This is a genomic window from Streptomyces sp. NPDC051104, assembly GCF_040682835.1.
GTDB classification, from domain to species: domain Bacteria; phylum Actinomycetota; class Actinomycetes; order Streptomycetales; family Streptomycetaceae; genus Streptomyces; species Streptomyces cynarae.
Map to the genome: position 1 here is coordinate 1 of NZ_JBFBBS010000027.1, position 25,100 is coordinate 25,100.

Here is a 25,100-nt window from a genome sequence, read left to right on the forward strand (position 1 = left end):
CGATCCGGTGGAAGCCAGCGCTGCAAGCATTCGACATCACCTTCGACGGACGACTCTCGGCCGCCCGCCGCTAGAACCCGACAACCGAGTTACACACTGGCTGGACACACCCCTGCCGGGCAGGCTCCGTGCGGGCGCCCAAGCTGGATCGGCGGAAGATCAAGCCGTGGACACGGGACCGGGTGATCGCCGTCCGGGATGGACTCCCGAGCCAGTACGCGACGGTCGTCGACGTCGGCGCCGGGTGCGGTCTACGGCAGGGCGAGATCTTCGGGCTTGCCGTTGACGAAGTTGACTTCGTCGAAGGAGTGGTGCACGTCGTGCGGCAGGTCAAGCTGGTGGGCCCGCAGATGGTGTTCGCCCCGCCCAAGGGCGGCAAGCTGCGAGACGTGCCGCTGCCCAATGTGGTGTCCGATGCGCTCGCCGCTCACATCACCCGCCGGCCCCCCATCGACGTCACTCTGCCGTGGAAGACCCCGGACGGGCCGCCCGTCACCGCGAAGTTGCTGTTCTACTCGCGGGAGCGCAAGGCGCTGAACAGGAACTACTTCAACATGTACCTGTGGAAGCCTGCTCTGATCGCTGCCGGCGTCATTCCGGACCGGGCGCCGGGGGAGCGGTTCAAGCCGTCGCGTGAGCACGGCATGCACGCCTTGCGGCACTACTACGCGTCGGTGCTGCTGGACTCCGGAGAGAACATCAAGGCCCTGGCCGAGGACCTCGGTCACTCCGACCCAGGATTCACGCTCCGGACGTACACGCACCTCATGCCGAACAGTCAGGACCGGGCTCGCAGGGCCATCGACGCCGCATTCGGCGTACCCGACGCGGACGACGGTCCTGGTGAGGGCGACGTGCTGTCGTAAGCGGCGGCGGGGCCGGAAACAGGCCGTCGGCCGTGCCCTTCCACGCAGGAAGAGCACGGCCGACGGCCCACAGACGGCCCAGGGGAGCGGTTACCCACTCTGACCTGGGGTCGATATCACACGTCGAAGTAGAGCTCGAACTCGTGCGGGTGCGGACGCAGCTGGAGCGGGGCGATCTCGTTGGTGCGCTTGAAGTCGATCCACGTCTCGATCAGGTCCGGCGTGAAGACGTCGCCCTGGAGGAGGAACTCGTGGTCGGCCTCGAGCGAGTCGAGGACGGCCGGGAGGGAGGTCGGGACCTGGGCCACGTTCGCGTGCTCCTCGGGAGCCAGCTCGTAGAGGTCCTTGTCGATCGGCTCGGCCGGCTCGATCTTGTTCTTGATGCCGTCCAGACCCGCGAGGAGCAGGGCCGAGAAGGCCAGGTACGGGTTGCCGGAGGAGTCGGGCGCGCGGAACTCGACGCGCTTGGCCTTCGGGTTGGAGCCCGTGATCGGGATGCGCATGGCCGCGGAGCGGTTGCGCTGCGAGTACACCAGGTTGATCGGAGCCTCGAAGCCCGGCACCAGGCGGTGGTACGAGTTCACCGTCGGGTTGGTGAAGGCCAGCAGCGACGGGGCGTGCTTGAGGATGCCGCCGATGTAGTAGCGGGCGGTGTCCGACAGGCCCGCGTAACCGGCCTCGTCGTAGAACAGCGGGTCGCCGTTGCTCCACAGGGACTGGTGCACGTGCATGCCCGAGCCGTTGTCACCGAAGATCGGCTTCGGCATGAAGGTCGCGGTCTTGCCGTTGCGCCAGGCCACGTTCTTCACGATGTACTTGAACAGCTGCAGGTCGTCCGCGGCGGCGAGCAGCGTGTTGAACTTGTAGTTGATCTCGGCCTGGCCGGCGGTGCCCACCTCGTGGTGCTGGCGCTCGACCTTCAGGCCGGCCTTCTCCAGCTCCAGGGAGATCTCGGCGCGCAGGTCGGCGAAGTGGTCGACCGGCGGGACCGGGAAGTAGCCGCCCTTGTAGCGGACCTTGTAACCACGGTTGTCCTCGAGGGCGCCGGTGTTCCAGGCGCCCGCCTCGGAGTCGATGTGGTAGAAGGACTCGTTCGCGCTGGTGGCGAAGCGGACGCTGTCGAAGACGTAGAACTCGGCCTCGGGACCGAAGTACGCCGTGTCGGCGATCCCGGTGGAGGCGAGATAGGCCTCGGCCTTCTTCGCCACGTTCCGCGGGTCACGGGAGTACTGCTCGCCCGTGATCGGGTCGTGGATGAAGAAGTTGATGTTGAGCGTCTTGTCCCGGCGGAACGGGTCGACACGTGCGGTCGACAGGTCGGCGCGCAGCGCCATGTCGGACTCGTGAATGGCCTGGAAGCCACGGATCGAGGATCCGTCGAAGGCGAGCTCGTCGTCCGGGTCGAACGCCTCAACCGGCACCGTGAAGTGCTGCATCACGCCCGGCAGGTCGCAGAAGCGGACGTCGATGAACTTGACGTCCTCGTCCGCGATGAACTTCTTGGCCTCGTCGGCGTTCTGGAACATCCAGCTCCTCCTACTCCCGACCGTCCGTGCCGGGGTGGTAGTTCGTTCGTGCGGCCAGTGCGGTGGCACACGCTGCAGCCGACCATAGGGACGGGCGGTTTCTCAGGCGTGACCCGTTTGTTTCTCCCAGGTTAACCAGCTCGCGCCCGAGTGACCCCGGACCCCGGCCCGCCAAATCGGGAGCGATACCGTGGACGGGTGGACAACAGGCAAGCAATCGGATCGTGGCTCTCCGGTCCCCGCGCGGCCATGGAAGAAGCCGGGGCGGACCTCGGATACCGCGGGGAGCAGCTCGGTCTGCCGGAGCAGGGGCCGGGCTCGATCGCCCGCCCGGGCCGGCGCCTCGGCGCCCTCGCCGTCGACTGGGGCCTGTGCGTCTTGATCGCATACGGTTTGATCACCCACGGCTACAAGCCGGCCACGAGCAACTGGGCGCTGCTCGTCTTCTTCGTGCTCGGCATCCTCACGGTCGGCACGATCGGCTTCACTCCCGGCAAGCGCCTCTTCGGCCTGCGGGTGGTGGCCCTGGGCATGGGCCGGGTGTCGCCCCTGCGCGTGGTGCTCCGCACACTCCTGCTGTGCCTGGCCATTCCGCCGCTGATCTGGGACCGGGACGGCAGGGGGCTGCACGACCGGGTGGCGGGGACGGTCGAGGTCAGGACCTGAGGTTCCTGCTGGGCCCGAAAACGCCGATCGGCCGTCCGGGACATGACGTCTCAGGACGGCCGATCGACGCGGTCTCGGCTTGTCGGCTCATCGGCCCTTCGGGCCACCTCGCGGCATCCGCATCCCCTTCGGCAGGGGGCCCTTCGGCAGCGGCATGTTGCTCATCAGATCACCGAGGGCCCGCAGCCGGTCGTTCGTGGCGGTCACCTGCGGACCGGTGAGCACCCGCGGGAACTTCAGCATCGTCGTGCGCAGCTTCTTCAGCTCGACCTGACCCTCACCGGTGCCCACGACCACGTCGTGCACCGGCACGTCCGCGACGATGCGCGCCATCTTCTTCTTCTCGGCGGCGAGCAGGCCCTTGACCCGGTTCGGGTTGCCCTCGGCGACCAGGACGATGCCGGCCTTACCGACCGCGCGGTGCACCACGTCCTGGTTGCGGTTCATCGCGACCGCCGGGGTGGTGGTCCAGCCGCGGCCGATGTTGTCCAGGACCGCCGCTGCGGCGCCCGGCTGGCCCTCCATCTGGCCGAAGGCGGCGCGCTCGGCCCGGCGTCCGAAGACGATCGCCATCGCGAGGAAGGCGAGCAGGAGGCCCAGAATGCCGAGATAGATGGGGTGGCCGATCAAGAAACCGATCGCGAGGAAGACACCGAAGGTGATGATTCCGACAGCCGCGAGTACAAGACCGATCTTCGGATCGGCCTTGCGGGTCATCTTGTAGGTCAGGGCGATCTGCTTCAGTCGCCCGGCGTTCGCAGCGTCCGCTGCAGGTTCCTTCCTCGCCATGCCACGCAGTCTACGTGGCCCGGGAAGCGGCTACGACGGCAGTGCCGGGTGGAGCGGGTGCGGAGCGGTGGGGACGCTCCGGTGCGCCGGGGAGGCGCCGTGTGGCGGCCGTGAGCGGGACCGCGTGGCTGTCGCCGGCGGGGCGCCGCGGCCTGGACCGGCTGTTACGAGCGGGACGCCGCGGCATCGAGGACGCGCTCGGCCTCGACCCGGTCCTTGGCGCGGCGGCGGTCCTCCAGGACGGAGGTCCAGGCGTTGCGACGGGCGGTCCGCTGGCCGCCGCTCATGAGCAGCGACTCGATGGCACGGAGTGCATCGGTGAACGACGGGATCGCGTTGGCACGTACGGGTGCGGCCTGCATGGTGGAGGTCCCCCCTCGGGTCGGCGGCTAGGGGCGTGGGTGCTACCGGGCGTAAAGCCAGGCTCACTGATTGGTGTTACCAGGACGTGACCGACCGGTCAAACGCCAATGAAGCCTTGCTGCGCAGTGCGAGAAGCCGGACGCGGCCCCGACGGTGCCCGCTATCTGCGGGGACGGTCGGGACCGCGTCAATCGGCCACTACCCGGCGGTAGCCGCTTGTGTGCGGATTCACACACGGGAAGTGGCACGGGGTGCCAGGATCAGGGTGACGGCCGGGTCAGACGGCCTGTGCGGCGACGTATGTGCCGCCCTGCCGCGGAGCATCTGCCTGACGCTGCTCGATGGCCATCCGGTAGAGCCGCCCGGCGCGGTACGAGGAGCGCACGAGCGGACCGGACATGACGCCGGAGAAGCCGATCTGCTCGGCCTCCTCCTTCAGCTCCACGAACTCCTGCGGCTTCACCCAGCGCTCCACGGGGTGGTGGCGGACGCTGGGACGCAGGTACTGGGTGATGGTGACCAGTTCGCAGCCGGCGTCGTGCAGGTGGCGCAGCGCCTCGCTGACCTCCTCGGGGGTCTCGCCCATGCCGAGGATCAGGTTCGACTTCGTCACCAGGCCGTAGTCGCGGGCCGCGGTGATCACCTTGAGGGAGCGCTCGTAGCGGAAGCCGGGGCGGATGCGCTTGAAGATCCGCGGGACGGTCTCGATGTTGTGGGCGAAGACCTCGGGACGGGAGGAGAAGACCTCCTCGAGCTGCTCCGGGACCGCGTTGAAGTCGGGGGCGAGGAGCTCGACCTTCGTACGGCCGCCCTCGCGCTGCGCCGTCTGCTGGTGGATCTGCCGCACGGTCTCGGCGTACAGCCAGGCGCCGCCGTCCTCCAGGTCGTCGCGGGCGACGCCGGTGATGGTGGCGTAGTTCAGGTCCATGGTGACCACGGACTCACCGACGCGGCGCGGTTCGTCGCGGTCGAGGGCCTCGGGCTTGCCGGTGTCGATCTGGCAGAAGTCGCAGCGGCGCGTGCACTGGTCGCCGCCGATGAGGAAGGTGGCCTCGCGGTCCTCCCAGCACTCGTAGATGTTCGGGCAGCCGGCTTCCTGGCAGACCGTGTGCAGGCCCTCGCTCTTCACGAGGTTCTGCATCTTCGTGTACTCGGGACCCATTTTCGCCCGGGTCTTGATCCACTCGGGCTTGCGCTCGATGGGGGTCTGGCTGTTGCGGACCTCCAGGCGCAGCAACTTGCGTCCGTCGGGTGCGACTGCGGACACATCGGCTCCCTGTAGCTTCGATTCTTCGGCGTACACCAGGGTACGCCCGTGGTTGTCTGCCCCCGTGTCGAGGCCAACCTGGGGGCACCTTGGGGTGCATTCCCTGCCGGGGTGCACGGGATTCGTTTCGCCCCCGGCGGTCCCTCACGCCGACGCCCGCTCGACCTCCCGCGGCATCAGCTCCGCGTTCTCCAGCACGTCCCGCAGGTGCCGCTCCACCACCGGCAGCACCTCCTCGATCGTCACGTCCCGGCCCAGCTCGTTGGCCAGGGACGTGACCCCCGCGTCCCGGATCCCGCACGGGATGATCTTGTCGAACCACGCGTTGTCCGGGTTCACGTTCAGCGCGAAGCCGTGCATCGTGACACCCTTGGCGACGCGGATGCCGATCGCCGCGATCTTGCGGTCCTCCCGCCGCTGCCCCGCGTTGGACGGCGCGTACTCCGGGCCGTTCAGCCGCGGGTCGAACTCCTCGTCGTGCAGGCGCGGGTCGAAGTCCAGGGAGAGACCGCCCAGGGAGGGGCGCTGGTCGACCGGGTCCCCGAGGACCCACACCCCGCTTCGGCCCTCCACCCGCGTGGTCTCCAGGCCGAACTCCGCACACGTGCGGATCAGGGCCTCCTCCAGACGCCGTACATGGGCCACCACGTCCACCGGGCGCGGGAGCTTCTGGATCGGGTAGCCCACCAGCTGACCCGGGCCGTGCCAGGTGATCTTGCCGCCGCGGTCCACGTCGATGACCGGCGTGCCGTCCAGGGGCCGCTCCTCGGGCGCCGTGCGCCGGCCCGCCGTGTAGACCGGAGGGTGCTCCAGGAGGAGGCAGGTGTCCGGGATCTCGTCCGCGAAGCGGGCGGCGTGCACCCGGCGCTGCTCGTCCCACGCCTCCTGGTAGTCGACGGCATCGGCCCCGAACCCCATACGGACGAACCGCAACTCACTCACGGCAAGCGCCTCCCTAGAAGCCTCGTAAGGCGCGAAACGCGCCCACGCCACTGTACGTCCGGCCCGGAGGAAGGGTGCCGCCCGGGCCGCCGTCAGCTCGACCCAGCAATCCTCACACGATCGGATGAATGGGTACCGAAGACTGCGATCGTCTGCTCACTCTCCGCTACATTCACGCCGTCCACCAGGCCAAAGGGCTGCTCACAGACGATTTCAGTGGCAGGCAGGAGACCGCACCGCAGATGACGGAACGACCCGCGCAGCGCACCCCCAACCGACAGCTCGCCGCGCTCATCGCAGAAGCGGGGTTCTCCAACGCAGGTCTCGCCCGTCGCGTCGACCAGCTGGGCCTCGAACACGGGCTTGATCTGAGATACGACAAGACGTCCGTGACGCGCTGGCTGCGCGGGCAGCAGCCGCGCGGCACCACCCCGGCGCTGATCGCAGAGGTGTTCACCCGCAGGCTCGGACGCCGGCTCACCGCCCAGGACCTCGGGCTCGACGCCTGCGCCCCGGTGTACGCGGGGCTGGAGTTCGCCGCCACCCCGGAGGAGGCCGTCGACATCGTCAGCGGCCTGTGGCGCAAGGACTCCGGCAGCCACGCCGAGCTCCGGAAGATCGCGTTCACGCCGGCCGGGCTCGTCGTCCCCAGCCGCGACTGGCTGATCGGGCGCCCGGACGACAAGGTCGCCCGAGGGGAGAGCGCCCCCCGCGTCCCCGCCCAGGGCCGCCCCGCCCTGCCCCGGCAGCGCGGCCAGTCCGAGCGCGGCCCCGGCCAGAAGGTCACCGGCGGAGACATCGCCGCCCTGCGCTCGGTCGGCGAGCTGTTCCGCGCCCTCGACAACGCGTACGGCGGCGGCCACGCCCGCCAGGCCCTCGTGCGCTACCTCGAACACGAGGCCGAGCCGATGCTCCGCGGCACCTACGGCGAGCAGACCGGCCGCCGGCTGTTCGGGGCCGCCGCCGATCTGACCCGGCTCGCCGGCTGGACGTCGTACGACATCGGCGCGCACGGCCTCGCCCAGCGCTACTTCGTCCAGGCGCTCCGGCTCGCCCAGGCCGCCGGGGATCGGATGTACGGGGCGTACGTGCTGGTCACGATGAGCCGCCAGGCCGTCTACCTCGGCCACGGCCGTGAAGCCGTGCAGCTCGCGCGTGTGGCACAGCAGGGTGTCGGCACCTCGGCGCCGCCCGTCGTGCAGGCGCTGCTGCACGCCGTGGAGGCGCGCGGGCACGGCGTGCTCGGCGAGGTGCGCGCCTGTACGTCCTCCCTCGTACGGGCCGAGCGTGCGCTGGAGTCCGCCCGGCCCGGCGACGAGGCCCCGTACTGGGCGCGGTTCTTCGACGAGGCGCAGCTCGCCGACGAGTTCGGGCACTGCCACCGGGACCTCCAGCAGTACCGGGCCGCCATCCAGCACGCCGAGCGTTCGCTGCAGCTGCGGGCGCCCGGCTACGCCCGCAGCCGGCTGTTCTGCCGGGTGGTGCTCGCCACGGCGCGGCTCGGCCTCGGCGAGCTGGACCAGGCGTGCCAGCTCGCCGCCGAGGCCGCGGGGCAGGCGGCGGAGATGCGGTCGGTGCGGGCGACGGAGTACGTACGGGACTTCGAGCGCCGCCTGGAGCCGTACAAGGACGCCGCCCCCGTGCGCGGCTACCGCGACAAGGTCGCCGCCCTGCACTGACCCCCCGGGGGCCCGCTCAGGCCGCCGTCGGCAGCGGGTCCGCCAGCTTGGTCGGACCCGTGCCCAGGTCCGCCAGGACCGCGGAGGCGGCCCGGTGGCCCGAGTGCAGTGCCCCCTGCACCGTGCCCGTGTCCCGGTGGTCGCCGCACACGTACAGACCGGCCAGCAGCCGCACCGGCCGGCGTACGTCGTGCGGCGGCCGCATCACCGGGACGGCCCGCGCGGTGTGGTGTACGGCTAGCGTCTCCCACCGCGTGGTCGAGGTGCCGTACAGACGGGTCAGATGGACGCGTACCGCGCCGTCGACGTCCTCCGGCGGCGCGCCGAGGACGGTGGAGGAGACCAGGGGCCGGCCCGCGGGCGCCCGGGACGGGTCCACCAGGCTGACCACCGCCGTGTGCGCCACCGGGCCGTCGCGGTCCGCGTCGAGCAGCAGTGACGCGCCGGTCGGCGGCGGCTCGTCCATGGTGTGGTGGACGACCGTGACGGGGTGGAAGTCGGGCACGCGCAGCCCGGGCAGCAACTCGGCGGCGGCATGGGCGTCGGTGGCCAACAGCACGGCGCGGCAGCGGAATTCTCCGTGCTCGGCGGTGGTGACCGAGGTGGTGGAGATCGAGGTGGCGCGCACGCCCGTGTGCACCGTGCCCGGCGGCAGCGCCTGAGCCAGCAGTTCGGGCAGCACCTCGGCGCCGCCCTCCGGCAGGCACAGCCGGCCGCTCGCGAAGGCGCGCAGCGCGAGGTCGGCGGCGCGGCTCGACATGCCGAGCTCGGGGTCGCACAACAGCGCGGCGAGCAGCGGACGCAGAAAGCCCTCGACCGTACGGGCGGGCAGCCCACGGGCCGCGAGCGCGCGCCCGGCGGGCAACTCGGGCCGCGCCAGCAGCCGTTCCACCGGGGTCGCCGCCATCCGGGCCAGTGCCGCGTTGAGCCGCGCCTGGTCCACGGCACCGCCGAGCGGGGCAGGAGATCCCGCCGCCCTCGGCCGGACGGCCCGCACGCCGGCCGTTCCGCCCCCCGAGCGGGGCGCACCGGCGAGAGCGCGCACGACGTTGAGCGCTCCCCGTGCGCCCCCTGCCACCGGGGGAGCGCCCGCGCGCCGGTGGCGGCCGCCGCTGTGCACCAGGACGCCGGGCGCGAAGGGCCGCAGGACGAGCGCGTCGAGCCCGGGAGTCAGGCCCAGTTCGGGATACGACGTGGACAGGAGCTGTCCGACGCGGTCGAGCCGGAAGCCGTCGACCTTCTCGGTCGACATCCGGCCGCCCACACCATGGGCGGCCTCCAGGACGGTGGTACTCACTCCTGCGCTGGTCAGCCGGTGGGCCGCCGCGAGGCCCGCCACCCCGGCCCCCACGATGACGACGTCCGCCTGATACACGGGCTTCAACACGTGCCCCTCCTCGAGGTTGCGCGGTCGGCGAAGACGTCATGCCCGCGACCGGCTTCAGGAATACCCGAGTTCTGCTCGAGGGTAGGGCCGCGCACGGTCAAGTGAAGTCGCGCATCAACAGAGCACGGTCGCACAGCGGTCGCATGTGGTCGAACACGAAAGGTTCCGCCCGCCGGCGTGCCGTCCGGTCACTGCCGGAGCGCCGCCCGCAACGCGTCCTCGATCTCGGGGAACGTGAACGAGAACCCGGACTCCAGCAGCCGCTTGGGCACCACCCGTGCGCTGCCGAGCACATCCCCGGCCATCTCGCCGAGCGCGAGCCGCAGTGCCGGCGCGGGCACGGAGAAGAGCGTCGGCCGGTGCAGCACCCGCCCCATCACCGCCGTGATCTCACTGTTCGTCAGCGGCTCGGGAGCCGTCAGGTTGAACGGCCCGGACAGCCCGTCCGTGCCCAGGAGATGACGGATCGCCGCCACCTCGTCGTACAGCGAGATGAACGACCAGTACTGGCGCCCGTCTCCCATCCGCCCGCCGAGCCCCGCCCGGAAGAGCGGGAACAGCCGGCCCCAGGCGCCGCCTTCACGCGCCACCACCAGTCCCGTGCGCAGGAACACCGTCCGCACGCCCGCCTCCCGCGCGGGATCCGTCGCCTCCTCCCACTCCACGCACATCCGGGACAGGAAGCCGTCCCCGGGCGGGGCCTCCTCGTCGACCACCCGGTCCCCGGTCTCGCCGTAGTAGCCGATCGCGCTCGCGTTCACCAGGACGCGCGGCGGTTCGGGCAGGGAGGCGACGGCCTCCGCCAGAGCCGCCGTGCCGAGCACCCTGCTGTCCCGCAGCGTCTTCTTGTACGCGTCCGTCCAGCGGTGGCCGCCGACACCGGCCCCGGCGAGGTTGACCACCGCGTCGCACCCGGCCAGTCCGGCCGTGTCGACGTAACTCCCCTCCGGATCCCAGCAGACCTCGTCCTCGTCCCGGGCGGCGCGACGCACCAGGCGCACCACCTCGTGCCCCTCCGCGACCAGTGACCGGATCAGGGCACTGCCGATGAGACCGGACGCACCGGCCACGGCGATCCTTGAAAGTTCCATGAATCCATCCTGCCCGTCGCCGTCCAAAACTCCGGTCAGGACATGCGTACCCCGCCGTACAGTGACCTTCATGCCCGCTGCGTACATACGGCTCGCCATCCCCGACGACGAGGAGGCGCTCGGCCGGCTCGACCGGGAGACCTGGTCCCCGCTGCACGCCGTCCAGCCCCGCCCCCAGCCGCCGTACGAGCCCTTCTACAACGAGCGGTTCGGGCCGCGGGACCACCTCGTCGCGGAACTCGACGGCACCCTCGTCGGCTACGTCCGGCTCGGGTTCCCGACCTCACTCACGTGCAACTCCCACGTCCGGCAGATCCAGGGCCTGGCCGTCGCCGAGCAGGCTCGCGGCGCAGGCGTCGGCCGGGCGTTGCTGCGGGCCGCCCAGGACGAGGCCCGCCGCCGCGGCGCCCACCGCATCACCCTGCGCGTCCTCGGCCACAACACCCCCGCCCGCAAGCTCTACGAGTCCGAGGGCTTCGTGGTGGAGGGCGTCCTGCCCGAGGAGTTCCTGATCGAGGGCGAGTACGTCGACGACGTGCTCATGGGCCGCTTTCTGTGACACCCGCGGGCTCAGGGGTCCTTGCACTGTGCCCGCCCGGGTGGCGCGGCCTGGCACCGCACCTCGCCGCGTTGTCGGGTCACCCGCGTACGCCCAGTACGCGGGCGACCCTCCGCCTTGCGATGCACGGCACCGGACCACGCGACCTCATCGGGTGCTCATAGTGCAAGGACCCCTCAGGACGTGACGAGCTCGCCCGTGTCCACGGGTGTCGTGGCGTTCGCCGCCCGCTGGGCGTCGCCCGCCACCTCGTCCGCCGTCAGGACGTACCCCGTCTCCTGGTCGGAGGTGGACCGGGCGAACACCACGCCGTACACCTCGCCGTCGGTGGTGAGCAGCGGGCCGCCGGAGTTGCCGGGCAGGACCGTGGAGCGGATGGAGTAGATCTCCCGCGTGACGGTGTCCGTGCTGTAGATGTTCTGACCCGTCGCCTGGATCTTGTTCGCGACCGTGGCGGCCCGCAGCGTCAGGTCGCCGTCCTGCGGATAGCCCGCGACCACGGCCGCGTCACCGCGCTTGGCGTCGTCGTCGAAGCGCAGCACCGGCGCCCGCAGATCCGGCACGTACAGCACGGCCACGTCCCGGTCGGGGTCGAAGAGCACCACCCGGGCGGCGTACGCCGGACCGACGCCGCCGACGCGCACGCTCGGGTGGTCGATGCCGGCCACCACGTGGGCGTTGGTCATCACATGCCGCGCCGCGTACACGAACCCGCTGCCCTCGCGGCCCTGCAGGCCCGAGGCGCCCTCGATCTTGACCGTGCTGAGCTTGGCGGCGTTCGTCGCGCTCGGCGTGACGTTGTCCCCGGAGGGCTTGGCCACCCCCGCCGTCGGCTCGTTCTCGAAGGGGTTGAAGACCTGTGGGAAGCCGGCCTGGGTGAGCGCGGAGGTGGCGCGCGAGAACCAGGTGGGGGTGGTGTCCGGCATCACGTTCTGCACGGCGCCCAGCAGCCGTGAGTCCCGGATCGCCTCCGTGACCAGTGGCGAGGAGGAGGCGCCGAGGACGCTCGCGGCCACCCACGCCACGATCAGCACCGACAGCGAGTTCGCCGCCGCCCCGCCGATCCCGTCGGCCACCCTGAGCGGCCCGTGGTCAAGCTCGCGCCGCAGCTTCAGCGCGAGCCGGCCCGCCAGTTCGTGGCCGATCGCCGCCGGGACCAGCACCGTGAACACCGCCGTCACCGTGGCCGCGGTCGTCCCCCGCGTCACCAGATGCATCACCCAGGGCAGGATCCACACGCCGACGACGGCGCCGCCCACGAAACCGGCCAGGGAGACACAGCCGGCCACCAGTCCCCGCCGGTAGCCGGACGCCGCGTAGGCCAGGATGACCAGCATCAGAAGGATGTCGAGCAGGTCCACGAAGCCGCCTTTCTCTTGGACCCCTTAGTACGCGCAGCGGGGTCCCGGTGATCAGCCCCACGCACGCGGCGCGCGGAATCGGCCCGCGCGCCGACCTGCGCTGCACCACCCGGGGGACAACCTCCGGACCGCCGGCCGGCGTGTGATTGCCCGGGCGACCCGCGCGGCGCGCACTGGTGAAAACGTCCTGGACCGGGACGATGGTTCCACCGGGTGGCACACCACACATCGCGGACGCGACGGAGGGGATGGACAGTGGGTCCATGCGTGTCTTCCGAAGAGCACGAAGGGGCAGGAAAAGACGCCCGCTCCGTTCGCTCCGTTCGGTGCGGATCTCGAGCGTCGTCCTGCTGCTGGTCGGCTGTACGCCCACCGCTGGTGCCGCGCTGCTGATCGGGACGTTGAGTGCCGAAACCCCGGTCGAGGTACGCCGCCCGCGGCCGGTCGGCGCCCGCTCCGCCGTCCTGCACACGGCGCCCAGGCCGCGCATCCTGCCGAGGTCCGCCTGGGCGCAGGCGGAGGAAGGCGCCGGGAGCCGGCCGGCGCCGCGCTACGACGACAAGGTCGTCGCCGTCTTCGTGCACCACACCGCCTCGCCGAACCAGTACGACTGCGCCGACACACCCCGCATCATCCGAGCGCTGTACGCGGGCCAGATCGGCAACCGCCGCTGGGACGACATCGGCTACAACTTCCTGGTCGACCGCTGCGGCGCGATCTACGAGGGCCGCTCGGGCGGCGCCGAACGCCCCGTCACCGGCGCCCACACCCAGGGCTTCAACCACCGCACCTCGGGCATCGCCGCCATCGGCACCTTCTCCCAGGGCGTGTCCGTGCCCAGGGCGATGACCGACGCGATCGCCGCCCTGGCCGCATGGAAGCTGGGCCTCGCGGACATCGACCCGCGCGGCAAGGTCAAGCTGGTCTCCAGCAACGGCCAGAGCCGGTACCGGGAGGGCAAGAGCGCCCTCCTGCCCGCCCTCGCCGGCCACAACGACGGCTATATGACCAACTGCCCCGGCGCGGCCCTCACCGCCCTGCTCCCGTCGATCAGACAGACAGCGGCCCACCTCCAGGGCAGGAAGTGAGGGCCCGTCATGGCCCCGTGCCCCGGTTCGCCCGCCGCGGTCCACAGCGACGCCACAGGTCGTCCGCAGGGTCCTGAGAACCTGGCGGCCTACGGTTCCGGCAACAGCCGAACCGGGGGTGTGGATCATGAGCAGCAGCAGTACGGAGACGAAGAGGACGAGCACCTGGGCGGGGGCCGCGCGCAACCCGTGGACGGTGCTCTGCGCGGTCGCCGCGGTCGTCCTCGGCCCGGCCGCGGCCGCGGCGTCCGCCCTCGACCAGGCCAACAAGGCGCCGCTCCACCACGCGGCGAACCCCGGCCGGGCGCCGCACCCCCACCTCCCGGGCGCCGGCCAGGCACAGGCCTACCTGCCCTCGGAGGCCACCCGCCGACGCGCGGCATAGCCTCAGGCCCGGAAACGGTCCCACAGTCCCGGGTAGCGCTCGGCCAGCACGGACTCGTTCTCCAGGTCGAACGGCGTGCCCTCCGGCTCCGCGGGCGCGGGCGGGATGCCCAGGTCGGGTGTCTCGGTGCCGGTGAGCTGTTCGTACGCCTCGTCCGCCGCGTAGCCGAGTTCCTCTCCGTCGCCGTCGATCTCCTCGTCGAACTCCCCCAGCAGGTCGGCGAGCGAGTCGGGATCGTGCAGGGCGCCCTCAAAGACATGCCGGCCCTGGCCGATCAGCCAGCACCGGAAGGAGTCGAACGCGTCGTCGCTGGCCCCGTCGAGCAGCACCCAGGCGGCACCCCACAGGTCCCAGCGGTAGGAGCGGTTGAACCGGGACTCGAAGTGCCGGGCGAAGTCCACGACCGACTCCGGGTCCAGTTGCAGCAGCCGCTCGACGAGCACGTCGGCCTGTTCCTCGGGGTCGCCCTCGGCGGCCTCGCGGCTGGCGTCCACCAGCTCCCAGAACTCCATCTCGTCCATCACGGGACCAGCATCGGCCTTCGGCGCAACGGGCGCACGCGGAGTGCGCCGGGACGTCAGGTGGCGTAGAGCCCCGCGAGCCGCCGAGCGTCGCTCGCGAAACGCGCGCGCAACCCCTCGGGCGACAGCACCTCGACCTCCGGGCCGAGCGCCGTGAGCTGGGTGTGCGCGACCTCCTCGGACTCCACCGGCAGGGTCGCCGTCACCCGGCCGCGCTCGTCCGGGGCGCCCGCGTCCCGCAGCGCCTCCCGAGCCGCGGCGTGGCCGACGGCGTACGGCAGTCTTCTCACCCCGTCCTCGGACAGCCGCACCACGACCTCGGCCCGCAGGATGGACCGCGCGAACTGCTCGGCGCGCTCCGCCCAGAAGGCGGGCAGGTCGAACTCCTCGTCGCGGGCGAACCGTTCCCCGCCCACGTCCACGGCCGTGAAGCGGTCGATGCGGTACACCCGGAAGGAGCCGTGCCCCGCGTCCCGTGCGGGGCGCCCCCGCGGCTCGCCGACCCGCGCGCACAGGTACCAGACGCCCGCCTTCAGCACGAGCCCGTAGGGCTCCAGTTCGCGCTCCACCACGTCCTCGCCGCGCCGGTAGCGCGCGGTGACCGGCCGGTCGTCCCACACGGCGTCCGCGACCGCCGGGAGCAGGGCGGGTGTCTCGGGCTCCTTGAACCAGTCGGGCGCGTCCAGGTGGAACCGCTGCGCCGCCGTGCGCGGGGCGTCGCGCAGCGAGGGGAGGAGGGCCGCCGACACCTTCAGACGGGCCGCCGAGGCCGCGTCCTGAAGACCCATCTCACGCAGCGCGCCGGGCACGCCGCTCAGGAACAGCGCCTCGGCCTCGCTGCGGGCGAGACCGGTCAGCCGGGTGCGGTACCCGCCGACCAGGCGGTAGCCGCCGATCCGCCCCCGGTCCGCGTGCACCGGGATCCCCGCCTCCGACAGCGCCTGAGCGTCCCGGGTGACGGTCCGCTCGGACACCTCCAGCTCCTTCGCCAGCTCGGCGGCGGTCATGGAGGGCCGGGCCTGGAGCAGCAGCACCATTTTGATCAGACGGGCGGCACGCATGGGTTCATCATGCCGGGGGCCACCGACAGAGAAGGGGTACGGCGAGACCGCCGTACCCCTTCACCCGGTCGCGCGGCGCGGCACCGCACCTCGCCGCGTTGCCGGAGAGCCCTAGTAGCTCAACTGCTAGGGCTCTCCGGCGCCTTGCGATGCACGGCACCGGACCACGCGACCTCATCGGGCGCTCATAGAGCAAGGACCCCTTACAGGCCGTACTTCTCCCGGGCCTCCTTCACGGCCGTCGCCCTGACCTCGCCGCGCCCCGCGAGCTGGGCGAGGGCCGCGACCACGATCGACTCGGCGTCGACGCCGAAGTGGCGGCGGGCCGCCTCACGGGTGTCCGAGAGGCCGAAGCCGTCGGCGCCCAGCGAGGACCAGTCCTGCTCCACCCACTGCGCGATCTGGTCCGGGACCTGGCGCATGTAGTCGGAGACGGCCAGCACCGGGCCCTCGGCGCCCTGGAGCACCTGGCGCACGTACGGCACCCGCTCCTCGCCGCGCAGCAGGGCCGCGTCGGCCTCCATGGCGTCGCGCCGCAGCTCGGTCCAGGAGGTCGCCGACCACACGTCCGCGGCCACGCCCCACTCCTCGGCGAGCAGCTTCTGCGCCTTCAGCGCCCAGTGGATCGCCGTACCGGAGCCCAGCAGCTGGATGCGCGGGGCGTTGGCCGCCGGGGCGAGACCCGCGGACTCCGCCGTGTTGAAGCGGTACAGGCCCTTGACGATGCCCTCGTCGACTCCCGGGGCGGCGGGCTTCGCGGGCTGCGGCAGCGGCTCGTTGTATACGGTCAGGTAGTAGAAGACGTTCTGGTCCTCGCCCGGCGCCGCCTCGCCGTACATACGGCGCAGACCGTCCTTGACGATGACCGCGATCTCGTACGCGAACGCCGGGTCGTACGTCAGCGCCGCCGGGTTGGTCGCGGCGATGACGGGGGAGTGGCCGTCCGCGTGCTGCAGGCCCTCACCGGTCAGCGTCGTACGGCCGGCGGTGGCGCCGACGAGGAAGCCGCGGCCGAGCTGGTCGCCGAGCTGCCACATCTGGTCGGCGGTGCGCTGCCAGCCGAACATCGAGTAGAAGATGTAGAAGGGGATCATCGCCTCGCCGTGCGTCGCGTACGACGTCGAAGCGGCGATGAAGTCGGCCATCGAACCGGCCTCGGTGATCCCCTCGTTGAGGATCTGGCCGTTCTTGGCCTCCTTGTAGTACATCAGCTGGTCGCGGTCGACCGGCTCGTACGTCTGGCCCTTGGGCGAGTAGATGCCGAGGGACGGGAAGAGCGACTCCATGCCGAAGGTGCGCGCCTCGTCCGGGACGATCGGCACCCAGCGCCTGCCCGTCTCCTTGTCGCGGACCAGGTCCTTGACCAGACGGACGAACGCCATGGTCGTGGCGACGTTCTGGGAGCCGGAGCCCTTGTCGAAGGCGGCGAACGCCTTCTCGGCGGGCACGGGCAGCGGGGCCACCGGGTGGACGCGGCGGGCCGGGGCCGGGCCGCCGAGGGCCGCGCGGCGCTCCTGGAGGTAGCGGACCTCGGGGGAGTCGGCGCCCGGGTGGCCGTAGGGGACCACGCCGTCGACGAAGTCGCTGTCCTTGATCGGCAGGCCGAGGCGGTCGCGCATCGCCTTGAACTCGTCCGCCGTCAGCTTCTTCATCTGGTGGTTGGCGTTCTTCGACGCGAAGCCCTCACCGAGGGTGTGGCCCTTGACCGTCTGGGCCAGGATCACCGTGGGGGCACCCTTGTGCTCCAGGGCGGCCTTGTACGCGGCGTAGACCTTGCGCGCCTCGTGGCCACCGCGGGAGAAGTGGAAGCACTCGATGATCTTGTCGTCGCTCAGCAGCTTCGCCATCTCGGCGAGCGCCGGATCCTTGCCGAAGAAGTCCTCGCGGATGTAGGCGGCGTCGCGGGTCTGGTACGTCTGGACCTGCGCGTCCGGCACCTCGCGCAGGCGGCGTACGAGCGCGCCCGTGGTGTCGAGGGCGAACAGCTCGTCCCAGGCGGTGCCCCACAGCGTCTTGACGACGTTCCAGCCCGCGCCGCGGAACTGGGCCTCCAGCTCCTGCACGATCTTGAAGTTGGCGCGCACCGGGCCGTCGAGGCGCTGCAGGTTGCAGTTGATGACGAAGGTGAGGTTGTCCAGCTCCTCACGGGCGGCGAGCGCGAGAGCAGCCGTCGACTCCGGCTCGTCCATCTCGCCGTCGCCGAGGAACGCCCACACGTGCGAGGACGAGACGTCCTTGATACCGCGGCTGGTGAGGTAGCGGTTGAAGCGCGCCTGGTAGATCGCGGAGAGCGGGCCGAGGCCCATCGACACGGTCGGGAACTCCCACAGCCAGGGCAGGCGGCGCGGGTGCGGGTAGGAGGGCAGGCCGTTGCCGCCGGCCTCCTGGCGGAAGTTGTCCAGGTGCTGCTCGGTCAGGCGGCCGTCGAGGAAGGCGCGGGCGTAGATGCCGGGGGAGGCGTGGCCCTGGATGTAGAGCTGGTCGCCCGAGCCGTCGCTCTCCTTGCCCTTGAAGAAGTGGTTGAAGCCGGTCTCGTAGAGCCAGGCGGCGGAGGCGAAGGTGGCGATGTGGCCGCCGACGCCGTGTTTGCTGCCGCGGGTGACCATGGCCGCCGCGTTCCAGCGGTTCCAGGCGGTGATCCGGGCTTCCATCTCCTCGTCACCGGGCACGGACGGCTCGGCGGCGGTGGGGATGGAGTTGACGTAGTCGGTGTCGAGGAGCTTCGGCAGCGCGATGCCGCTCCCCTCGGCGCGCTCCAGCGTGCGGCGCATCAGGTACGCGGCACGGTGCGGCCCGGCCGCCTTGGCGACGGCGTCCAGGGAGGCCTGCCATTCGCCGGTCTCCTCGGGGTCGCGGTCCGGGAGCTGGTCGAGCTCGCTCGGCTGGATGGCCTGGGGGTCGGTCATGTCGCCGCCTTCCTCAGTCGAAGGGGGTTCCCTGTGAGGGTTATGGGTTGCCCTAAGTCTTTGGCAGGACAGGGCGGTGGGCTCCGGTGAGAGTCCATCGGGGACTCTACCTCCCTGATCGATGATCGATCAAAGGGTTGAGGGGCAAAACCTCTTGATCACGAGAAAGTCGGCACGGGGTGCCTCCGGCGGTGGCACCGGGTGACGCTCCCGCCCACGGTTTTTGCAGGTCGGGGCGCGCTTGAGCGGGGCTCTGCTCTCGTGTTCGAGGAGGTTTCCGGTTGATGGCCGCGGGCAGTTCGACACCGCCGATCGCGGCCGTGGGGGGCTGCTCGCCGTTGCCGTGGGGCTGCTCGCCGTTGCGACGGAGAGAGCTGACCGGCGTTCGTCCGTGGCCCGGCGGACGGCGGGCGGTCCAGGGATTGCGGGGGCTTGAACCGCCGAAGCGGCCGCGACCCGACTGGCTACGCCCTCGGCGCGCAGCCGAGCACGTGGGCCTTCACCAGGTCCGCGATCCTCGGGTCGCGGCGCTTGAACGCCTGTACCAGTTCCTCGTGTTCCTCCGCGTACGACTGCTGGACCGTGCCCAGCCAGCGGATCGACAGGGCCGTGAAGACCTCGATGCCCAGGCCCTCCCAGGTGTGCAGCAGCACCGAGTTGCCCGCCGCGCGGACCAGTTCCCGGTGGAAGGCCACGGTGTGCCGTACCTGCGCCGTACCGTCCGACCTGCGGTCCGCCTCGTAGAGTGCGGCCACGTGCGGTTCCAGCGCCGAGCAGTCCTCCGCCAGCCGCTGCGCCGCCAGTTCCGCCGCGATCGCCTCCAGACCGGCCCGGACCGGGTAGCTCTCCTCCAGGTCGGCCGCCGACAGGTTCCGCACCCGTACGCCCTTGTTCGGCGCCGACTCGATCAGCCGCAGCGACTCCAGCTCGCGCAGCGCCTCGCGCACGGGCGTCTGGCTGACCTCCAGCTCGGTCGCGATCCGCCGCTCCACGATCCGCTCGCCCGGCTTCCAGCGACCGCTGACGATCCCCTCCACGATGTGCTCGCGGATCTGTTCGCGCAGCGAGTGGACGACGGGCGCGGTCATGAGGGCTCCTTAGAGAGGGGCCCAGTGGCCCCCGGGGGCGTTCGACGTTTAGACAATACGGCCGCCACCGTCTGGGGGAAGGGCGCATACCGGCGCTTTCGCGCAGGTGAGACGAGGCTTACACCCGGCAAACGCGGCGCCCCCGCCCGGAGAGCTCCGGACGGGGGCGCCGCACAGCCGGGTCCCTGAGGGGAGTCAGAGGCCGAGTTCGACCTCGAACTCGCCCGCCTCCAGGATCGCCTTGACCGCCGTCAGGTAACGGGCCGCGTCGGCGCCGTCCACCAGGCGGTGGTCGTAGGACAGCGTCAGGTAGGTCATGTCGCGGACGCCGATGACCGTACCCTCCTCCGTCTCGATGACGGCCGGGCGCTTGACCGTGGCGCCGATGCCGAGGATCGCGACCTGGCCCGGCGGCACGATGATCGTGTCGAAGAGCGCACCGCGCGAACCGGTGTTGGAGATGGTGAAGGTCGCGCCGGCCAGCTCGTCCGGCGTGATCTTGTTGCCGCGGACCTTGGCCGCCAGGTCGGCGGTGGCCTTGGCGATACCGGCGATGTTCAGGTCACCGGCGTTCTTGATGACCGGGGTCATCAGGCCCTTCTCGGAGTCCACCGCGATACCGATGTGCTCGGTGTCGAAGTAGGTGATGGTCCCCTCGGCCTCGTTGATCCGGGCGTTGATGACCGGGTGGGCCTTCAGCGCCTGGGCGGCGGCCTTGACGAAGAACGGCATCGGGGAGAGCTTGACGCCCTCGCGGGCCGCGAAGGAGTCCTTCGCCTTGGCGCGCAGCTTCATCAGGCGGGTGACGTCGACCTCGACGACCGACGACAGCTGGGCCTGCTCATGCAGCGCCTTGACCATGTTGTCGCCGATGACCTTGCGGATCCGCGGCATCTTGATGGTCTGGCCGCGCAGCGGGGAGACCTCGAGCGCCGGGGCAGCCTTCTTGGCGGCCGGTGCGGCGGCGGCCGGAGCCGGGGCTGCGGCGGCGGCCTTCGCGGCCTCGGCGGCGGCGATGACGTCCTGCTTTCGGATACGGCCGCCGACGCCGGTGCCCTTGACGGCGGACAGGTCGACGCCGTTCTCGGCGGCGAGCTTGCGCACCAGCGGGGTGACGTAGGCACCCTCGTCGGTCGGCTGGGCGGCGGCCGGAGCGGCAGCCGGGGCCGGGGCGGGAGTGGGCGCAGGCGCGGCCGGCGCGGGAGCCGGAGCCGGGGCCGCGGGCTGGGCCGGGGCCGGGGCGGCAGCGGCGGGGGCCGCCGGGGCGGCGGGAGCCGGAGCCGGAGCGGCGGGGGCGGCCGGGGCAGCCGGAGCCGCGGGGGCGGCCGGGGCAGCCGGAGCCGCGGGGGCGGCCGGGGCCTCGGCGGCGGGCGCCGGGGCGGGGGCGGCCGGGGCCGGGGCGGCCGCAGGAGCGGCACCCGGGGCGCCGATGACGGCGAGCTTGGCGCCCACCTCGGCGGTCTCGTCCTCGCCGACGACGATCTCGAGCAGCACACCGGAGGTGGGTGCCGGGATCTCGGTGTCGACCTTGTCCGTGGAGACCTCGAGCAGCGGCTCGTCGGCCTCGACGGTGTCGCCGACCGACTTCAGCCAGCGGGTGACGGTGCCCTCGGTGACGGACTCGCCGAGCGCGGGCAGGACGACCTCGGTGCCCTCGGCGGTGCCGGCACCGGCGGTGGCCTCGGCGGTCGGAGCCGGGGCCGGGGCGGCCTGCTCGGTGGAGGGGGCCACCGGGGCCTGGGCGGCCGGAGCGGCCGTGGGGGTCGGGGCCGGGGCCGGGGCGGGGGCGGCCTCGGCGGCGGGGGCCGGGGCCGCGGCCGGGGCACCGGTGCCGTCGTCGATGACGGCCAGCTCGGCGCCGACCTCCACCGTCTCGTCCTCGGCGACCTTGATGGAGGACAGCACGCCGGAAGCCGGCGCCGGGATCTCGGTGTCGACCTTGTCGGTCGAGACCTCGAGCAGCGGCTCGTCGGCCTCGACGCGTTCGCCCTCGGCCTTCAGCCAGCGGGTGACAGTGCCCTCGGTGACGCTCTCACCGAGCGCCGGAAGGGTTACGGAAACCGCCATGGTTTCGGTTGCTCCTTACGGATGGAGTCCCCCCGGTTCGAGCGAAGTCGAGATCCGGGGGAAGCGGAAGTCTGTGTCGTCGCGTTCGTCGACCGAGGGTCAGTCGTGTGCGTGCAGCGGCTTGCCGGCCAGGGCCAGGTGGGCCTCGCCGAGCGCCTCGTTCTGCGTCGGGTGGGCGTGGATGAGCTGGGCCACCTCGGCCGGCAGCGCCTCCCAGTTGTAGATCAGCTGGGCCTCGCCGACCTGCTCGCCCATGCGGTCGCCGACCATGTGGACGCCGACCACGGCACCGTCCTTGACCTGGACGAGCTTGATCTCGCCGGCGGTCTTGAGGATCTTGCTCCTGCCGTTGCCCGCCAGGTTGTACTTCAGGGCGACGACCTTGTCCGCGCCGTAGATCTCCTTGGCCTTGGCCTCGGTGATGCCGACGGAGGCGACCTCCGGGTGGCAGTACGTCACCCGCGGCACACCGTCGTAGTCGATCGGAACGGTCTTCAGACCCGCCAGACGCTCCGCCACCAGGATGCCCTCTGCGAAGCCGACGTGGGCCAGCTGGAGGGTCGGGACCAGGTCGCCGACGGCGGAGACGGTCGGGACGTTGGTGCGCATGTACTCGTCGACGAGGACGTAGCCGCGGTCCATGGCGACCCCGGCCTCCTCGTAGCCGAGGCCCTGCGAGACCGGGCCGCGGCCGACGGCGACGAGGAGGACCTCGGCCTCGAACTCCTTGCCGTCGGCGAGGGTGACCTTCACACCGTCCTGGGTGTACTCGGCCTTCTGGAAGAAGGTGCCGAGGTTGAACTTGATCCCGCGCTTGCGGAAGGCGCGCTCGAGAAGCTTGGAGGAGTTCTCGTCCTCGACCGGGACGAGGTGCTTGAGGCCCTCGATGATCGTGACGTCGGAGCCGAAGGACTTCCACGCGGAGGCGAACTCGACGCCGATGACGCCGCCGCCCAGGATGATCGCGGACTTCGGCACGCGGTCCAGGACGAGGGCGTGGTCGGAGGAGATGATGCGGTTGCCGTCGATCTCCAGACCGGGCAACGACTTCGGTACGGAGCCGGTCGCGAGCAGGACGTGGCGGCCCTGGATCCGCCGGCCGTTGACATCGACGGAGGTCGGGGAGGACAGGTAGCCCTCACCCTCGATGTAGGTCACCTTGCGGGAGGCGATCAGTCCCTGCAGACCCTTGTACAGGCCCGAGATGACGTCGTCCTTGTACTTGTGGACGGCCGGTACGTCGATGCCCTCGAAGCTGGCCTTGACACCGAACTGCTCGCTCTCGCGGGCCTGGTCGGCGATCTCGCCCGCGTGCAGCAGGGCCTTGGTGGGGATGCAGCCCCGGTGCAGGCAGGTGCCGCCGACCTTGTCCTTCTCGATCAGGGCGACGTCCAGGCCCAGCTGCGCCCCGCGCAGGGCCGCGGCGTAACCACCGCTACCGCCGCCGAGGATCACTAGGTCGAAAACGGTGCTGGCGTCGTTCGCCACGTCACGTCCTCCATGCATGTGCGCCGTGCGCCGGTCGTCGGTGACCGGCAGGCGGCTGGTGTCCGGCCGCTTGATGCTTCGGCCCTTCGGTGGGGCCCTGTCCTGCCGAGACCCCATCTTTGCACTTGTCGACGGCCACCGAGACGCCGGGCCGGTGTGTGAGACGTCTGATCCGTCACGTCGCAAGGTCGCGGCGGCGGTGGGCCGTACGGATTTCGTCGACGGCGTAACGCCCGGTGCGAGACGAGGGCGCCCCCTGACCACGTCGGTCAGGGGGCCGCCCTCATCGTCGTGTGCTGCGATCAGCCCAGGTCGCCGGCGGCCGTCAGCTCGGCGAGGCGGACCAGGGTGCGCACCGCCGAGCCCGTGCCGCCCTTCGGGGTGTAGCCGAACGGGCCCTGCTCGTTGAAGGCCGGTCCCGCGATGTCGAGGTGGGCCCAGGTGATGCCCTCGCCGACGAACTCCCTCAGAAACAGGCCGGCGACCAGGCCGCCGCCCATCCGCTCGCCCATGTTCGCGATGTCGGCCGTGGGGGAGTCCATGCCCTTGCGCAGGTGCTCCGGCAGCGGCATCGGCCAGGAGTCCTCGCCGACCTCCTCGGCCGCCTCGTGGACCGCGGTGCGGAACGCGTCGTCGTTCGCCATGATCCCGAAGGTGCGGCTGCCGAGCGCCAGCATCATCGCGCCGGTCAGGGTGGCGACGTCCACGATCGCGTCCGGGTTCTCCTCCGAGGCCGCCCACAGCGCGTCCGCGAGGACCAGCCGGCCCTCGGCGTCCGTGTTGAGGACCTCGACGGTCTTGCCGCTGTACATGCGCAGCACGTCACCGGGGCGGGTCGCGGAGCCCGACGGCATGTTCTCGGCGAGGGCGAGCCAGCCGGTGACGTTCACCTCGAGGCCGAGGCGGGCGGCGGCCACGACCGCGGCGAACACCGCCGCCGCGCCGGACATGTCGCACTTCATGGTCTCGTTGTGGCCGGCGGGCTTCAGCGAGATGCCGCCCGAGTCGTAGGTGATGCCCTTGCCGACGAGGGCCAGGTGCTTGCTCGCCTTGGAGTGCGTGTACGACAGCTTCACCAGGCGCGGGGCGGAGGCGGAGCCCGCGCCGACGCCGAGGATGCCGCCGTAGCCGCCCTTGGCCAGCGCCTTCTCGTCGAGCACCTGCACCTTGATGCCGTGCTCCTTGGCCGCGGTCTGCGCGAGGGCCGCGAAGGCCGCCGGGTTCAGGTCGTTCGGCGGGGTGTTGATCAGGTCGCGGGCGCGGTTGAGCTCCTCGGTGACGGCGACGGCGCGCTCCACGGCCGCCTTGTACGCCTTGTCGCGGGGCTTGCCGCCGAGCAGGGTGACCTCGGCGAGCGGGGCCTTGCCGTTCTTGGCGTTCCGGCCGTTCTTGCCGTTCTCCTTGTACGTGTCGAAGGAGTACGCGCCGAGCAGCGCCCCCTCGCCGATGACGCCGGCGTCGGCGGCGTCCGTGATCGGCAGCGCGAAGGCGGCCTTCTTGGAACCGGCGAGCGCGCGGGCCGCGGATCCGGCGGCGCGGCGCAGCGCCTCGGCGGTGAACGCCTCGTCCTTCTCCGGCTCGGCACCGAGGCCCACCGCCACCACGACGGGGGCCTTGAAGCCGGAGGGCGCGGGCAGCTTCGTCACCTCGCCCTCGGCACCGGAGGCACCCAGGGTCTGCAGGATGGCGGCGAGCCTGCCGTCGTACGCCTGGTCCACGGCCTCGGCGCCCGGTGCGACGACCGGGCCCTCAGCGCCCTTCGCGACACCGACCACGATCGCGTCGGCGCGCAGGCCGGCCGCGGCGGCGGTGCTGAGAGTGAGAGCAGTCACGGTGGTGAAATCTCGCTTCCGATTGAGTTTCAGGTGGCCGAACGGATGGGGTCGGCCGGCCCGGGAACCGACCCTAGGCCCTGCCCCGCATCCGGTTTTCACCTGGGCAGGGAAACACCCGGCACGAGCCTACGCGCGGTGGCCGGTTTCCGTGGTGCCCGGCGTCGG

Annotated in this window: 21 protein-coding genes; 6 read left to right on the top strand and 15 right to left on the bottom strand. The window is 71.5% G+C overall.

Going from position 1 to position 25,100, the window contains the following annotated elements; genetic code table 11:
* Positions 1-128 precede the first annotated feature (128 nt).
* Positions 129-866 carry a site-specific integrase gene (locus AB0N14_RS28285; RefSeq protein ID WP_366028539.1) on the top strand — a complete coding sequence of 246 codons (738 nt, stop codon included), beginning with the start codon at positions 129-131 and terminating at the stop codon, positions 864-866.
* Positions 867-982: 116 nt separating this feature from the next.
* Here AB0N14_RS28285 and glnA read toward each other — a convergent pair whose 3' ends face one another.
* On the bottom strand, positions 983-2,392 hold the full coding sequence (glnA, locus tag AB0N14_RS28290; protein ID WP_366028540.1) for a type I glutamate--ammonia ligase: 1,410 nt from the start codon (positions 2,390-2,392) through the stop codon (positions 983-985).
* 198 nt (positions 2,393-2,590) lie between these two features.
* On the opposite strand from glnA, the gene AB0N14_RS28295 reads away from it, so the two are divergent.
* Positions 2,591-3,058 (top strand): RDD family protein, encoded by a 468-nt coding sequence (locus AB0N14_RS28295; protein WP_366028541.1) that lies wholly within the window; start codon positions 2,591-2,593, stop codon positions 3,056-3,058.
* 87 nt (positions 3,059-3,145) lie between these two features.
* Here the strand turns inward: AB0N14_RS28295 and AB0N14_RS28300 are convergent, their stop codons facing one another.
* The 4 genes from AB0N14_RS28300 to lipB all read right to left on the bottom strand — a co-directional run bounded on the left by AB0N14_RS28300 (position 3,146) and on the right by lipB (position 6,419).
* On the bottom strand, positions 3,146-3,847 hold the full coding sequence (locus AB0N14_RS28300; RefSeq protein ID WP_366028542.1) for a DUF4191 domain-containing protein: 702 nt from the start codon (positions 3,845-3,847) through the stop codon (positions 3,146-3,148).
* 164 nt (positions 3,848-4,011) lie between these two features.
* Complete coding sequence (locus tag AB0N14_RS28305) at positions 4,012-4,209, bottom strand: hypothetical protein (protein WP_366028543.1); 198 nt, start codon at positions 4,207-4,209, stop codon at positions 4,012-4,014.
* Positions 4,210-4,487: 278 nt separating this feature from the next.
* Positions 4,488-5,477: a lipoyl synthase gene (lipA, locus tag AB0N14_RS28310; RefSeq protein ID WP_366028544.1), complete on the bottom strand. Its 990-nt coding sequence runs from the start codon at positions 5,475-5,477 to the stop codon at positions 4,488-4,490.
* A 144-nt stretch (positions 5,478-5,621) separates the two neighbouring features.
* Positions 5,622-6,419 (bottom strand): lipoyl(octanoyl) transferase LipB, encoded by a 798-nt coding sequence (gene lipB, locus AB0N14_RS28315; protein WP_366028545.1) that lies wholly within the window; start codon positions 6,417-6,419, stop codon positions 5,622-5,624.
* Between the two features lie 242 nt (positions 6,420-6,661).
* Here lipB and AB0N14_RS28320 point away from each other — a divergent pair, with 242 nt between their 5' ends.
* The gene (locus AB0N14_RS28320) at positions 6,662-8,098 is read left to right on the top strand and encodes a regulator (RefSeq protein ID WP_366028625.1); all 1,437 of its coding nucleotides are present in this window, start codon (positions 6,662-6,664) and stop codon (positions 8,096-8,098) included.
* 16 nt (positions 8,099-8,114) lie between these two features.
* Here AB0N14_RS28320 and AB0N14_RS28325 read toward each other — a convergent pair whose 3' ends face one another.
* Entirely contained in the window at positions 8,115-9,485 is a 1,371-nt protein-coding gene (locus AB0N14_RS28325) for an NAD(P)/FAD-dependent oxidoreductase (protein WP_366028546.1), read from the bottom strand.
* Between the two features lie 188 nt (positions 9,486-9,673).
* Positions 9,674-10,576, bottom strand: a complete 903-nt coding sequence (locus AB0N14_RS28330; protein WP_366028547.1) for a TIGR01777 family oxidoreductase — start codon at positions 10,574-10,576, stop codon at positions 9,674-9,676.
* A 70-nt stretch (positions 10,577-10,646) separates the two neighbouring features.
* Between AB0N14_RS28330 and AB0N14_RS28335 the strand changes: the two genes are divergently transcribed.
* The gene (locus AB0N14_RS28335) at positions 10,647-11,135 is read left to right on the top strand and encodes a GNAT family N-acetyltransferase (RefSeq protein WP_366028548.1); all 489 of its coding nucleotides are present in this window, start codon (positions 10,647-10,649) and stop codon (positions 11,133-11,135) included.
* A 176-nt stretch (positions 11,136-11,311) separates the two neighbouring features.
* Here AB0N14_RS28335 and AB0N14_RS28340 read toward each other — a convergent pair whose 3' ends face one another.
* Complete coding sequence (locus AB0N14_RS28340; protein WP_366028549.1) at positions 11,312-12,496, bottom strand: MarP family serine protease; 1,185 nt, start codon at positions 12,494-12,496, stop codon at positions 11,312-11,314.
* A 332-nt stretch (positions 12,497-12,828) separates the two neighbouring features.
* On the opposite strand from AB0N14_RS28340, the gene AB0N14_RS28345 reads away from it, so the two are divergent.
* On the top strand, positions 12,829-13,584 hold the full coding sequence (locus AB0N14_RS28345) for a peptidoglycan recognition protein (RefSeq protein ID WP_366028626.1): 756 nt from the start codon (positions 12,829-12,831) through the stop codon (positions 13,582-13,584).
* Between the two features lie 127 nt (positions 13,585-13,711).
* The gene (locus AB0N14_RS28350) at positions 13,712-13,969 is read left to right on the top strand and encodes a hypothetical protein (protein WP_366028550.1); all 258 of its coding nucleotides are present in this window, start codon (positions 13,712-13,714) and stop codon (positions 13,967-13,969) included.
* Positions 13,970-13,971: 2 nt separating this feature from the next.
* On the opposite strand, the gene AB0N14_RS28355 is transcribed toward AB0N14_RS28350, so the two are convergent.
* From AB0N14_RS28355 to AB0N14_RS28385, 7 genes are all read right to left on the bottom strand, one after another.
* A complete protein-coding gene (locus AB0N14_RS28355; RefSeq protein ID WP_366028627.1) occupies positions 13,972-14,490 on the bottom strand; it encodes a DUF4240 domain-containing protein in 519 nt (172 codons plus the stop codon).
* Positions 14,491-14,546: 56 nt separating this feature from the next.
* A complete protein-coding gene (locus AB0N14_RS28360; RefSeq protein ID WP_366028551.1) occupies positions 14,547-15,551 on the bottom strand; it encodes a WYL domain-containing protein in 1,005 nt (334 codons plus the stop codon).
* A 203-nt stretch (positions 15,552-15,754) separates the two neighbouring features.
* Positions 15,755-18,457 carry a pyruvate dehydrogenase (acetyl-transferring), homodimeric type gene (gene aceE / locus AB0N14_RS28365; RefSeq protein WP_366028552.1) on the bottom strand — a complete coding sequence of 901 codons (2,703 nt, stop codon included), beginning with the start codon at positions 18,455-18,457 and terminating at the stop codon, positions 15,755-15,757.
* Positions 18,458-18,921: 464 nt separating this feature from the next.
* The gene (locus tag AB0N14_RS28370) at positions 18,922-19,545 is read right to left on the bottom strand and encodes a GntR family transcriptional regulator (RefSeq protein ID WP_200417025.1); all 624 of its coding nucleotides are present in this window, start codon (positions 19,543-19,545) and stop codon (positions 18,922-18,924) included.
* Positions 19,546-19,740: 195 nt separating this feature from the next.
* Positions 19,741-21,612: a 2-oxoglutarate dehydrogenase, E2 component, dihydrolipoamide succinyltransferase gene (gene sucB, locus AB0N14_RS28375; RefSeq protein ID WP_366028553.1), complete on the bottom strand. Its 1,872-nt coding sequence runs from the start codon at positions 21,610-21,612 to the stop codon at positions 19,741-19,743.
* Between the two features lie 99 nt (positions 21,613-21,711).
* A complete protein-coding gene (gene lpdA, locus AB0N14_RS28380; RefSeq protein WP_366028554.1) occupies positions 21,712-23,100 on the bottom strand; it encodes a dihydrolipoyl dehydrogenase in 1,389 nt (462 codons plus the stop codon).
* Positions 23,101-23,402: 302 nt separating this feature from the next.
* Complete coding sequence (locus tag AB0N14_RS28385) at positions 23,403-24,932, bottom strand: leucyl aminopeptidase (protein WP_366028555.1); 1,530 nt, start codon at positions 24,930-24,932, stop codon at positions 23,403-23,405.
* Between the last annotated feature and the right edge of the window lie 168 nt (positions 24,933-25,100).

What these genes read in the sequence shown, in the direction of transcription:
- AB0N14_RS28300 (WP_366028542.1), bottom strand. Translation starts at nt 3,847, where the DNA reads ATGGCGAGGAAGGAACCTGCAGCGGACGCTGCGAACGCCGGGCGACTG.
- aceE (WP_366028552.1), bottom strand. Translation starts at nt 18,457, where the DNA reads ATGACCGACCCCCAGGCCATCCAGCCGAGCGAGCTCGACCAGCTCCCG.
- AB0N14_RS28370 (WP_200417025.1), bottom strand. Translation starts at nt 19,545, where the DNA reads ATGACCGCGCCCGTCGTCCACTCGCTGCGCGAACAGATCCGCGAGCAC.
- glnA (WP_366028540.1), bottom strand. Translation starts at nt 2,392, where the DNA reads ATGTTCCAGAACGCCGACGAGGCCAAGAAGTTCATCGCGGACGAGGAC.
- AB0N14_RS28330 (WP_366028547.1), bottom strand. Translation starts at nt 10,576, where the DNA reads ATGGAACTTTCAAGGATCGCCGTGGCCGGTGCGTCCGGTCTCATCGGC.
- AB0N14_RS28305 (WP_366028543.1), bottom strand. Translation starts at nt 4,209, where the DNA reads ATGCAGGCCGCACCCGTACGTGCCAACGCGATCCCGTCGTTCACCGAT.
- AB0N14_RS28350 (WP_366028550.1), top strand. Translation starts at nt 13,712, where the DNA reads ATGAGCAGCAGCAGTACGGAGACGAAGAGGACGAGCACCTGGGCGGGG.
- sucB (WP_366028553.1), bottom strand. Translation starts at nt 21,612, where the DNA reads ATGGCGGTTTCCGTAACCCTTCCGGCGCTCGGTGAGAGCGTCACCGAG.
- AB0N14_RS28355 (WP_366028627.1), bottom strand. Translation starts at nt 14,490, where the DNA reads ATGGACGAGATGGAGTTCTGGGAGCTGGTGGACGCCAGCCGCGAGGCC.
- AB0N14_RS28360 (WP_366028551.1), bottom strand. Translation starts at nt 15,551, where the DNA reads ATGCGTGCCGCCCGTCTGATCAAAATGGTGCTGCTGCTCCAGGCCCGG.
- AB0N14_RS28320 (WP_366028625.1), top strand. Translation starts at nt 6,662, where the DNA reads ATGACGGAACGACCCGCGCAGCGCACCCCCAACCGACAGCTCGCCGCG.
- AB0N14_RS28335 (WP_366028548.1), top strand. Translation starts at nt 10,647, where the DNA reads ATGCCCGCTGCGTACATACGGCTCGCCATCCCCGACGACGAGGAGGCG.